This is a genomic window from Ancylomarina sp., assembly GCF_041555295.1.
Lineage (GTDB): Bacteria > Bacteroidota > Bacteroidia > Bacteroidales > Marinifilaceae > Ancylomarina.
In genome coordinates this window covers 1-11525 of sequence record NZ_JBFFKR010000102.1, presented here as the reverse complement: position 1 = coordinate 11525, position 11525 = coordinate 1, and the positions used below count along the sequence as shown (strand labels likewise).

At 38.5% G+C, this 11525-nt stretch carries 9 protein-coding genes and 1 pseudogene; 5 read left to right on the top strand and 5 right to left on the bottom strand.

Features of this window, described 5'->3' with window-relative positions; genetic code table 11:
• From ABY905_RS09035 to ABY905_RS09020, 4 genes and pseudogenes are all read left to right on the top strand, one after another.
• Nucleotides 1–250: pseudogene (locus ABY905_RS09035) on the top strand (7-carboxy-7-deazaguanine synthase QueE); the annotation flags it as partial.
• Nucleotides 251–265: 15 nt separating this feature from the next.
• The gene (locus ABY905_RS09030; RefSeq protein ID WP_372642733.1) at nt 266–859 is read left to right on the top strand and encodes a YdeI family protein; all 594 of its coding nucleotides are present in this window, start codon (nt 266–268) and stop codon (nt 857–859) included.
• 542 nt (nt 860–1401) lie between these two features.
• Nucleotides 1402–2358 carry an NAD(P)-dependent oxidoreductase gene (locus tag ABY905_RS09025; RefSeq protein WP_372642730.1) on the top strand — a complete coding sequence of 319 codons (957 nt, stop codon included), beginning with the start codon at nt 1402–1404 and terminating at the stop codon, nt 2356–2358.
• Nucleotides 2359–2555: 197 nt separating this feature from the next.
• Nucleotides 2556–3014 (top strand): CYTH domain-containing protein, encoded by a 459-nt coding sequence (locus ABY905_RS09020; protein WP_372642728.1) that lies wholly within the window; start codon nt 2556–2558, stop codon nt 3012–3014.
• Here ABY905_RS09020 and ABY905_RS09015 read toward each other — a convergent pair.
• Nucleotides 3006–6095 carry a glycoside hydrolase family 3 N-terminal domain-containing protein gene (locus ABY905_RS09015; protein ID WP_372642725.1) on the bottom strand — a complete coding sequence of 1030 codons (3090 nt, stop codon included), beginning with the start codon at nt 6093–6095 and terminating at the stop codon, nt 3006–3008. The two genes, ABY905_RS09020 and ABY905_RS09015, sit on opposite strands and share 9 nt — an antisense overlap.
• A 494-nt stretch (nt 6096–6589) precedes the next feature.
• On the opposite strand from ABY905_RS09015, the gene ABY905_RS09010 reads away from it, so the two are divergent.
• Nucleotides 6590–7117: a hypothetical protein gene (locus ABY905_RS09010; RefSeq protein WP_372642723.1), complete on the top strand. Its 528-nt coding sequence runs from the start codon at nt 6590–6592 to the stop codon at nt 7115–7117.
• Between the two features lie 79 nt (nt 7118–7196).
• On the opposite strand, the gene ABY905_RS09005 is transcribed toward ABY905_RS09010, so the two are convergent.
• The 4 genes from ABY905_RS09005 to ABY905_RS08990 form a co-directional block, all read right to left on the bottom strand.
• A complete protein-coding gene (locus ABY905_RS09005) occupies nt 7197–7808 on the bottom strand; it encodes a class I SAM-dependent methyltransferase (protein WP_372642721.1) in 612 nt (203 codons plus the stop codon).
• A 1-nt stretch (nt 7809) separates the two neighbouring features.
• Complete coding sequence (locus tag ABY905_RS09000; protein WP_372642718.1) at nt 7810–8940, bottom strand: cysteine desulfurase family protein; 1131 nt, start codon at nt 8938–8940, stop codon at nt 7810–7812.
• A gap of 32 nt (nt 8941–8972) precedes the next feature.
• The gene (locus tag ABY905_RS08995) at nt 8973–10910 is read right to left on the bottom strand and encodes an OmpA family protein (RefSeq protein ID WP_372642716.1); all 1938 of its coding nucleotides are present in this window, start codon (nt 10908–10910) and stop codon (nt 8973–8975) included.
• A 30-nt stretch (nt 10911–10940) separates the two neighbouring features.
• Nucleotides 10941–11525, bottom strand: a 585-nt coding sequence (locus ABY905_RS08990; protein ID WP_372642714.1) for a PD-(D/E)XK nuclease family protein, incomplete at its 5' end; no start/stop codon positions are given.

Below are 11525 nucleotides of genomic sequence, written 5' to 3'. Positions count from 1 at the left end.
AGCGAACAAAGCCCCGGTTGAAAGCTCTTACAAAAAAGCCAACGAACTGAAGTTTATCATTTTCGACTTGGAGAAAGATTTTGCTTTAGCTGAAGAGCACGCCAAATTGGTGGGTGATGATTGTTTGCTTTACCTTCAATCAGAATGGAGTCAGTACGTTCACAACGTGAAACCTATTGTGGAGTATGTGAAGAATAACCCGAAGTGGAATATTTCTTTGCAGGCACACAAGTTTATGCGTATTCCTTAATCGAAGGACTTAAGTATGGCCAAATTTGATACATTCGAAGCTTACCAAGCAGACAAATCGAAATGGGAAAAGGAACTTGCTCAGTTGAGGTCGATTCTTCTTTCATTCGACCTTAAGGAATGTATCAAATGGAATACTCCGGTTTATACATATCAGGGACAGAATTTAATTGGATTGGGCGCTTTTAAAAACGATGTATGTATTTGGTTTTTCCATGGCGCCTTACTTTCCGATTCTGAAAACCTGCTGACCAATGCACAAGGTGATAAAACCAAAGCCATGCGCCAATTGAGGTTCAATTCTCAATCTGTGATTCCAGAAGATTCAATTCGCATTTTTATTGCCGAAACCATACAGGATCATTTAGATGGAAAGAAAATTGTATACAATAAACCATCTCCCTTTGTTCTTCATCCATTACTAGAAAAAACTTTTCAGAAAAACCCAAACTTGGAAACCGCTTTCAATACAATTACTCCCTACAAGCAAAAAGAATTTTGTGCCCACTTAGCAGCTGCTAAAAAAGAAGAAACTCAATTGAAGCGTCTCGATAAAATAATCCCCCTAATTCTTGCAGGCAAAGGTATAAACGACAAATATCGTTACTAATTTCGTATTCAATTCAAAATTGTTTTAAAGTATCCTAAGTGATTTATATAATCGGTTTAGGATCGGCCTCAGCGACGCAGATGGGGTCCCATAGACGAAGAAGACGTAAAGAAAAGAATGCTGTCTGAGTGAGGTACGAACGAGTTCAGTCTGTTTAGTCTTTGAACCGTGATGGGTCGCTGAGTGCCGGAGCCAATGATTTTTGTTACTTTTCATCAAGGAAAAGTAAAAGATATGCAGATTAAGCATATAAATTACTCTCTAATTCATGGTCATTCTTCATTTATTCCCTAATTTTCGAATTCAATTCATCATTGTTAAAACACCCCTCTGTCCTTCGGACATCTACCCTGGAAGTGGAGAAAGTAAAACTAAGTTTGAATCGAATATAAAAGTTTAGCTCCTGTATTTTTACCTTTTAGGGAAAATGTCGACAGACAAAAGGGTGTATGCGTGTTCAGCTATGGATGAATAAAAAAGTAAGAGCCAAGCGGCTATAGCGAAAACAAAAAAATTGAAATTAGAAATAAATAATCGCAAGCGTGAAGAAGACTATCCTTATTCAATATGCCATTCCAAAAGAAGGACTAAAAGCACTAAGTCAATCTTTTAATCTCATTTATCCTGATAAAGACTGTTTCACACAAGAGGAAATGCTTGAGCGCATTCCCAATTGTGAAGCTTTGCTATCTATCTTTAATCAGCCAGTGAATGCAAAACTGATTGAAGCAGGTCAAAAACTTGAGATTATTTCGAACTATGGGGTTGGCTACAACAATATCGATGTGGCAGCAGCAAGCAAACAGGGCATTGCAGTTTGCAACACACCTGAATCCGTTTGTGAGCCAACAGCAGAGCTTTGTCTGGCACTGATGCTCTCTCTTAGCCGACGCGTAGCAGAATGCAACCATCGCCTTCGTACTGAGGATGATTTCAAATGGGGTGTGATGCGCAACCTGGGCCAAACGCTAAAAGGAAAAACGCTAGGCATTATCGGCATGGGTAAAATTGGCAAATCGGTGGCACAAAAAGCACAGGCCTTTGGTATGAAGGTGGTTTATAACAATCGCAGGCAGCTATCGGCCAGTGAAGAAACAAATCTGAATATTAACTATCTAAGCTTTGACGATCTTCTGAAAACAACTGATGTCCTTTCTTTGCATTGTCCTTTAAATGAATCGACTCATCATCTGATAAGTGAACAGGAACTTAAGATGATGAAGACATCGGCTTACCTGATTAACACGGCTCGTGGTCCTGTTGTTGATGAACAGGCTTTAGCGGAGGCATTGGAAAAAAACCTGATTGCTGGAGCAGCCTTGGATGTTTTCGAGGATGAACCAAATATTACACCACAGCTTTTAGAACTTGATAATGTGGTTTTGGTTCCGCATATCGGCACGGCTTGCATTGAAACCCGAATTGAAATGGCTGAAGAAGCCGCACAAAATATATTGGATCATTGGGAGAAAGGAAAATCGAAGAATCAAGTTAATTGATCTGAGGATGTGAGGATGTGAGGATGTGAGGATGTGAGGATGAAAAATTAAAAAAAAACCAACCACTAATGAACACTATATTTCAAGCACTTCGACTTCATTTCGACTTCGCTCAATGCAACGCGCTCAGTGACCGACAACTGAAAACCGACAACTGACTTTAACCTTTATCCTTATCAACTTTAACCTTTAGAATTATGGCAACAGAAATAGAACGTAAATACCTGATAAAAGAAGATCTTCTCAATTTACCTGCTGAAGGGAATCGCATTGTGCAAGGCTACCTTTGGAGTGAAAAAGAGAAAAGTATGCGCATTCGTATTACTAAAGGTAAAGGCTTTTTAACCATTAAAACGGGAACAAATCCACTGTCGAGATTGGAGTATGAATATGAAATTCCAATGACTGATGCCGAGGAACTTTTAAGTCAATGTGATAAGAAGATTGAAAAGACCAGATTTATTATTGAGTTTGCAGGAATGAATTGGGAAGTTGATGTGTTCGAGGGAGAAAATAAGGGTCTGGTAATGGCTGAAATTGAATTGAAATCGGAAGATCAGGAATTTGAAAAACCAGAATGGTTGGGATTGGAAGTGACTCAGGATACTCGCTATTTAAACGTTAATCTGCTCAAGAAGCCAATTAGTTTATGGTAGTATATCGATAATATTTTCGGTGGTATCGATAATCACAGGTGGGTTTATAGCATCGTAAAGACACTCTTGAATTTTTGTTCTAACATCCATTTGCATCAGCTTGGTATTCCAATCGTCAGGGAAAACACGATTCGATAGAAAAATATAGACCAAGTCATAGTCTGGATCAACCCAAACCATAGTTCCTGTAAAACCGGAATGTCCAAAACTATTGGGCGATGCCTTTGTTGTTGTTGGTCCATTGGTATTTGTAGGGTCTAAAAAAGGCTTATCAAAACCGATTCCTCTTCTGTTTTCACCATCGGGATAAGCTCTCGAAGTAAATTGCTCCAAAGTTTCTGGTTGAAAAAAGGTCACGCCGCCATAGGAGCCTTTTTGCAAATACATTTGCATGAGTTTGGCCACATCAGCCGCATTACCAAAAACACCAGCATGACCTGCCACACCACCCAACATAGCCGCTGTTGGATCTTGCACATAACCTTTGATCAACTGTTTTCTGAAAAAGTGATCGTTTTGAGTTGGAATAATACGTGACAAACTAAAACGCTGACGAGGGTGGTAACCTAAAGTTCCTGCACCAAGCTTGCGATAGAGATTTGTCTTCACATAGCTTTCCATGCTGCTGGTTAAGTGCTCTTCGAACATTTTCTTAAGCAAAATAAAACCCAGATCGCTGTATTTGTAACCATTTGCTTCGCGATAATCAGTAGCCAAAATCCGCTTGTAAATGGAATCGCTAAACCCCTCTTTTAGATACATATTCTTTGCAATCTGAATCGGGTATTCTTTTGAAGCCATCGTCTTAAAAAGGGACTTCCGAAATCGGTAATTCTTATTGGCAAAAAGATGATTCCCAACCTTTACTCTATAAACCCTGGATGAGTCGTGACTAAACAAATCACGACGTAAACGAGCCGTATCTACTGCCTCTCGGTGGAAAGGTTTCCATGGTAACAAACGAGCTTCGTGGGCCAATATCTTTCTCAACACCAAAGTATCCTTATTGGTCCCCTTTGCAACTGTCAAATAATCTCCCAATTGGCCATCAATATCGATCTCCCCCTCATCAACCAACTGCATCAGGATAGGCAATGAAGCAGCCACTTTAGTTACCGATGCCAAGTCGTATAAGTCGTTTTGCTTAACGTTGACATTCTTTGCGTAAGTATGATAACCGTATGCCTTGTCATAAATAATTCTCCCTTTGTGAGCCACCAAAATTTGGCAACCAGGAGTTGCCTTTTGCTCAATGGCATCATAAACAATAGAATCAACCTTTTTCAATTGAGAACTATCAAATCCGGTTTGGCCCGGCAAAGCGTATCCCAATCTATTCTTTTTTGTATCAAGCCCGGTTCCTTCAGGTATATCCTTATTAACAGAAACAGGTAAACGTCCCTTGGCTCCAATCCCTCCAAATATAATTTGAGCTGATGCCTTTTGGGTTTCTTCATTGTCCTCGTATGAAACGAGAGTCGCCTCCTGTCTTTCCAATTTCTTATAAAAATCAAGGGCATAAGGACTAGCAAACAAATCAAAAATGACTTTCTTCCTTTTAGAAAGGTTACTGACGAAGGAAACGGTTTCATCTGTTACACCAAACTTTTTAGAAGCTCTTAAATTGCTATCATGCTTGCTGACAATAATCAAATTGTATGAGTCCAAATTTTTCAAAAGCGTGTTGTATTGCTTTTGTGAGGCATTCTTATCAATCTGATAAAAATCGATATCGGTATAACGACCTAAATACTCTTGAAAATGGTTACGCTTTTTGGCTCCCATGGCTACAGAAGCAATTCGCAAGGTATCCAATCGCTGTAAAGGCAATAAATCATTCTTATTACTCACCACAGTCATGGCATTTTCAACGAGCATGCTTCGTAAAATCAGTCCTTGCTGCGTATTCAATCCCGACCAGAGACGATCTGATGAAACCGGCTTATATTGGTTTAATCCTAACCAATACTTCGTCTTAAGTATTTTTAAACAGGACTGATTAATATCCTCTTGTAACAAGTCTCCACTGGCAATAGCTGCCTTTATTTCATTGATGGCTTTAGGTACATCTTCTGAAAACAGAAGGACATCATTACCTGCAATTGCTGCCTTGGCATCAACCTCACCTGGCTTATAAAATTTACGAACACCTTGCATGTTCAAAGCATCGGTAAAAACCAAGCCTTTAAAACCCAATTCATTTTTCAACAAGTCAGTTACAATAGGTCGGGATAGAGTCGCAGCTTTTGCCACTTTGTCTAGAGCCGGAACATTAAGGTGAGCAACCATTATTCCCCCGATACCAGCTTCAATCGATTCTCTGAATGGGTGTAATTCCAATTCATCAAGCTCCTCTCTTGAGCGATCGACCACAGGTAAATCATGGTGAGAATCCGTATCTGTATCGCCATGGCCTGGAAAATGTTTTCCAACGGCTACCACGCCTCCAGATTGCATACCTCTGGAAAAGGCAATTCCTTTTTCTGCCACATTCACTTTTCCTTCTCCATAAGAACGTGAATTGATGACTGGATTCTTCGGATTGCTATTGATATCTAAAACAGGTGCAAAATTAACATGTATACCCATTCGACGACATTCAACAGCCATCTCCTTACCTAACATGAAAAGTAAGCTGGTATCCTGAACCGCTCCCATCGTAATCTGTTGTGGGTATTTGAGTGTCTGCTTCAATCGAGCGCCTAAACCGTACTCGGCATCCATACCAATCCACAAGGGTAAAGTCGATTTACTTTGATACAAGTTAGTCAGTCGAGCTTGCTCCTGAGGTGTACCTTGAAAGAAAATTAAGCCTCCAATTTGATAGTTTTCTATCAGATTCAAGATCATTTTTTCTTCGGAGGAGGTTTTATTAGAATAGGCCGCAACCATAAATAGCTGAGCAATTCGCTGTTCCTGGTTCATTCCCGACATGATAGAATCCGCCCAGGCAGCATCCGTTTCATAAATTGAACTCAGAGGCTGTGAACTCACAAAGTCAGACTGTGCGATACTTGACAAACTCATAAAACAGAAAGTAACTAGGACTATACGTTTTAAGTTTGGAATCTTTAAAATCATATTCAAAATTAGGATTTAATTAGACTTGATATTTCTAATTGTGTAGTATCTAACAAAAATAGAAATCCCAATTAGAATAAAGTAGGAAAAGCCAAGAATAATAACAGAGAAGGGAAAATAAAAAAAGGGGCTGACGACCCCTTTTTTATTACTTACAACTAAACCATATTTAAAACTCGATCGAATGATACAAGCACTAATATGTATATTAACATCTCAGAGATGTTTAAGCTAAAAGGGGAAACTACACCTCTCTTAAACTCTACTCTTGTAAAAGTATTCGATAAGGACATAATATACAAGTGTCAAGTTTGTCAAGTTTGTGACACTGAACATAAATACATCATCTTCGTTTTCGAACATTCAAAACACAAGTGTATATACACAAGGCCTTACAGACTCTACATGAAATAAACAGCTTGGAATTATCGTAAATAAAAGCTACATTTAAGAGTCTTGAAAAAAATCCAATTTCTCACTCAAATCCGCATTCTATGAGAATATTCATGATTATTTCCATTTTAATTCTGTACCAATTCTCAATTTTGGCACAGAATAAAGTTGATATCAAATCCCAATTGAAGACCAATGGGGATTTGCAATTTGAACTTCAACTAGAAAATCAGCCATTTCAACTTGAAACATTTCACAATTGGATACAATCTACAAATCATTCTGTTTCAGGTGAAATCATCCGAATCAATTCAAAAGAATTTATTTATAAGGGAAAATCACGCATTTATTTAAGCCAAAAACCTTCTACTTTTCAAACGGAGATCTTATTCACTCTCCATATTACCCAGAACAATGGGGGAACTCACTATATACTGAAGAATATTCATTACAAATCGATTCCTGAGTATGGAAAACAAGGGACTCCTTCTATTCACACCTATTGCTCTGATTGGTTTACTCACAAAAAACTTTATAAGAAATCAGGCAAAATGAGAACGCTCAATCAAAACCTGATGAATAACTCAACACAATTTGCTGAAGAACTTATACTCTCTTGTATCGATTAGAAAAACCATTATAAACGATCAAGGACTGCTCATGTTGCAGTCCTTTTTTTTTTATGCACTAAATTAGAGTAACTGATTCCTAAATTGATTTCCTTCCAACGTATCGAATGACAGAAGCTGTACCTTGATGAAACTCGCCTTCAGAAAGCTCTAAATCCAATTCTTGCAGCTTTATTGTTTCCAATTCTGAAAAATCATCCAATAAATTCTCTTTTGAGAAAAGCATGCCTATTTGCCCTGGTCCTCCAGATTCCTTGCCCAACTGCCCTTTCGAAAATCCTTCAAGAATTAAAATACCATCAGGTTTCAAATATTTCGCGATCAACTGATGATACACCTTTCTCTTGTCCTCAGGCACATGTGCATAGATTAGAGCAATACAATCGAAACTCTCTTTTTCGAAGGTTAAATCCTCAAAACCTGCTACCTCATAATCAATCTTGACCTGATTCTTCCTGGCTAATTCCAGAGCTTTAAAGCGTCCCTCTTTACTTAGATCGAAGGCCGAAACCTGCCATGACTGGCTTGCTGCAAAAACGGCATTTCTCCCTTCTCCCTCAGCAGGTAAAAGTAGACGGCCAACTTTTAATTTTAGGAGTTCTTCTTTAAAGAAAACATTGGGTTCAGTGCCATAAACAAAATTTTCATTTGCATAACGCTCATCCCACATCTCACTTGCGGCTTTCTTCATCTTAGTTTCTTAAATTATGAACAGCTTCTATAATTGCTTTTGCGGCTTGATCAATTTCATCTTCAGTACTATATTTCCCTACTGAGAAACGAACCGTTCCCATAGCATAGGCTTGCTCTAAATTCATAGCCGCCAGTGTTGCTGACACCGAAATTGAATCGGTATGACAAGCAGCGCCAGCTGATGCTGCAACCTGAGGTAAGTTTGATAGAAGCGTATTAGCTTCAATATTTTTGAATGAAACACTCAAGGTGTTAGGCAGACAGAAGTCTGTATTTCCATTAAACTGGATATCATCGAGAACTGATAAAGCTTGTTTTAATCGATTAACCAAAGATTTATCATGAACGAAACTCGCTGGCAAATTGGCTTTGGCTAATTTAGCTGCCCTACCCAAACCAACAATTTCCAAAACATTTTCCGTTCCTGCTCGTAAGTTATTTTCATGATCCGCTCCATGCATCAACTTTTGCAATTCAATACCCTTACGGATATACAAAGCACCAATCCCTTTAGGTCCATAAAATTTATGGCCTGCAATAGTCAGCAAATCAACACCTAATTCTTGAATATCAACAGGCACTTTTCCAACCGCCTGAGCACAATCGGTATGAACAGCAATACCATGCTTTTTTGCTAATGCGCTTATCTCAGAAATAGGCTGAAGGGTTCCAACCTCATTATTGGCATACATGACTGAAATCAAAATGGTTTCCGGACGAATAGCAGCGTCAACATCAGCAGCGTCAATGCGTCCTGTCCCATCAACAGGCAGATAAGTGACTTCAAAACCTTCTGTTTCCAGATATTTACAAACCTCGCTAACAGCGGGATGCTCTATGGTAGAGGTGATGATATGATTTCCCTTACTTCTATTCGCGAAAGCATAGCCTTTTAGTGCATAATTATTTGATTCTGTTCCTCCACTGGTGAATATCAATTCCGAAGTTTCGCAATTGAGCAAAGCTGCCAATTGTTTACGTCCCTTCTCAACCGCTTTTTTACAAGCCCTACCGTAGGTATGAGAACTGGAAGGGTTCCCAAAAAAATCATACAAATAGGGTTTCATCTCATCCGCCACTTCTTTTGCGATAGGTGTCGTAGCATTATAATCTAAATATATCGGTTGCATGGCTTATATTTTAAAACGTAATTCTATATCTTCTATTTCTTTATGACTTTGAATTCGGTTCGACGGTTGATTGCCTTACCCTTTTCAGAATTATTATCTCCAATAGGTTTGCTCGAAGCATAGCCTTTAAAACTCAACCTATTCTCAGGAATACCTTTTACAATTAGGGCAGAATAAACGGCCTTAGCTCTATTCTCCGACAAGCTTATATTTTTAGTCTCTGAACCCGTATTATCGGTATGTCCGGAAATTTCAACACTAATACTTTTATTCAAAATAAGAAACTCACAAAGACTATTTAACTCACTTTCTGATTCTGATTTGATTTCCCAGGAATCTGTTTCGAAGAAGATGTTATTCAGAATAACTTCTTTTCCGACCTGAATAGCTTGCAATGCAATATCCTTTTTCTGAGGATGATCATCCATTCCCGTTTTCATTTGAAAATGGTCAGAATAAAACAAATAACCATCAGCTTCAGCATGAAATAGATAATCTTTCCCCTGAGGCAAACAAACCAGGTACTCTCCTTCTTTTCTATCCGATTTTGAATAGGCAATCGTATCGCGCGAATCTATATCAAGCAGAATTAAAGATGCTGCTAATGGCTGCATAGTTGCCTCATCCAACACATGCCCCTTTAGATAACTCACCTTTGGTGGTTGTATTTCAAGGGGCATTTCAAATTCATAGATATCACGACCATTCGCTGCTAGCCTATCCGATGAAAAATAACCTTTATCGCCTTTTGCATTGATGATCAAACCTATTTCATCATTGTGTGTATTGATAGGATAAGACAAATTCTTAGGCTCTGACCACTGTCCGTCTGATGATCGATCGATTTGGTACAAGTCGTAAGCACCCATGCCCACCAAACCATCCGAAGCAAAAACCATATAAGTATTGCTTGCGTGAATAAAAGGCGACATCTCGTTTTCTGCGGTGTTTATTTTCAAGTTCTCAGCTATTGACCATCTCTGCCTTCCATCTTCCAAGATCTCAATCAAATTGGATTTCCAGATATCCATTTTCCCCTTTCCAGATTTGCGATTACTCACAAAATAAAGGCTTCGTCCATCAGAAGAAATACTAGGCTGAGCTTCCCATGCTCTGGTATTAACATTTGCGCCACAATTTATGGGCTCTGACCATATATCACCGACCTTTTTCGAATAATAGATATCACAGCGTCCTCTTCCATCCTCTCTTCCACTGGCAGTAAAATACATATAACGTCCATCTGCTGTAATACTCTGAGCACCTTCGTTCCCATTTGTGTTGATCAAGTCTGATAAAACTTTAGACTTACTCCATTGCTCACCCTCATTCTCAGAGTAACATACATCTTCCTGAAAGATTTCTAGTTGATTCCTGCCTATTTTCCCCGTTGGAAGAAGACGTGTGAAAATGAGGGTTTGCTCATCAGCCGTTAGGCTTGGCCAATATTCATCGGCCTTTGTATTTATTGAATCGCTTAAGCTTTGTGCATTTAAATCCTTTGGATTTTTTAAAGCCTCGATGGCAAACTCACAACATTTTATTTTGTGTAAACTAAGATTCCGATTTTTATCAGATATTTTGTCAATGTTCAAAAAAGCACGATAAGTACTTGAAGCCTTCTCATATCTGCCATGCTTTAAATAGGCATTGGCAAGATTGAAGAGGGCATTAGGAAACAAATGGGGATCTATTGCAATGGCTTGTTCGTACACAGCAATCATTTTACTTTCATTCCCCTTATCACTATAAAGATCTGCTGAAAATAAAAGGGCTTCAATAAAACGATTATCGCGTTCGAAAGCTTTCTCTAGATAGACCAATGCCTCATCAGTTTGTCTTAGCCTTATAGACTCCTGAGCCTTTTTATAGTATTTAATGGCTTTTTTGTCTTCCGTCGAATATTTATTCTGAGCAGAAAGCCCAAAGCCGAAACTCAAAAGGAGACTTATTAATATGATGCGTAGCATGATCTGGTGCTTTAAAATCTAAAACAATAATTATCTGTGACAAACCTCAATATAAGGACAAGTTCTACAAACATCAACATCTTCAACTTGTGTAAATGGAATATCAGGATTAAAAATCTCTTCCAAGAGATCGGAAAAACCATCCATAAACTCCTGCTTATAGGCTAAATAACTCCCGACAGGAATACCTTTAGCTCTTCCCTCTTTTTGCTCAAGTACACAAGCAAATTTCGGATTAAAGATTGACTTCAAGCCATAAACATTAGGTGATATAGCTAACTCACCTCCGTGTTTCATATCATAAAACAAGCAATACAATAGCGTTTGAAAAGCGGCTTTATTTCTCTTCTTATTTCCCGATTCAAATAGGGATTCAATATCCTTAAAAATTAGTTCTGCTGCTCCTGTTTTATAATCAATCACTCGAACGGTATTCTCAACCTGATCGACCCTATCGATGATTCCTGCAATATTAACATTTCGTCCATCCGATTTTAAAGGGATTTGTATGTTATAACGACCTTCGACTGCTATCATTTTAAAAGGAGCAAATTCAGAATCAACTTTCAATAACCGATCGATAAATTTCAACATAATATCGAATATCAGACGATT

Bases quoted from the DNA above. Each gene is read 5' to 3' on its own strand.
- ABY905_RS09030 (WP_372642733.1), top strand. From the start codon at position 266: ATGGCCAAATTTGATACATTCGAAGCTTACCAAGCAGACAAATCGAAA.
- ABY905_RS09020 (WP_372642728.1), top strand. From the start codon at position 2,556: ATGGCAACAGAAATAGAACGTAAATACCTGATAAAAGAAGATCTTCTC.
- ABY905_RS09015 (WP_372642725.1), bottom strand. From the start codon at position 6,095: ATGATTTTAAAGATTCCAAACTTAAAACGTATAGTCCTAGTTACTTTC.
- ABY905_RS09010 (WP_372642723.1), top strand. From the start codon at position 6,590: ATGAGAATATTCATGATTATTTCCATTTTAATTCTGTACCAATTCTCA.
- ABY905_RS09005 (WP_372642721.1), bottom strand. From the start codon at position 7,808: ATGAAGAAAGCCGCAAGTGAGATGTGGGATGAGCGTTATGCAAATGAA.
- ABY905_RS09000 (WP_372642718.1), bottom strand. From the start codon at position 8,940: ATGCAACCGATATATTTAGATTATAATGCTACGACACCTATCGCAAAA.
- ABY905_RS08995 (WP_372642716.1), bottom strand. From the start codon at position 10,910: ATGCTACGCATCATATTAATAAGTCTCCTTTTGAGTTTCGGCTTTGGG.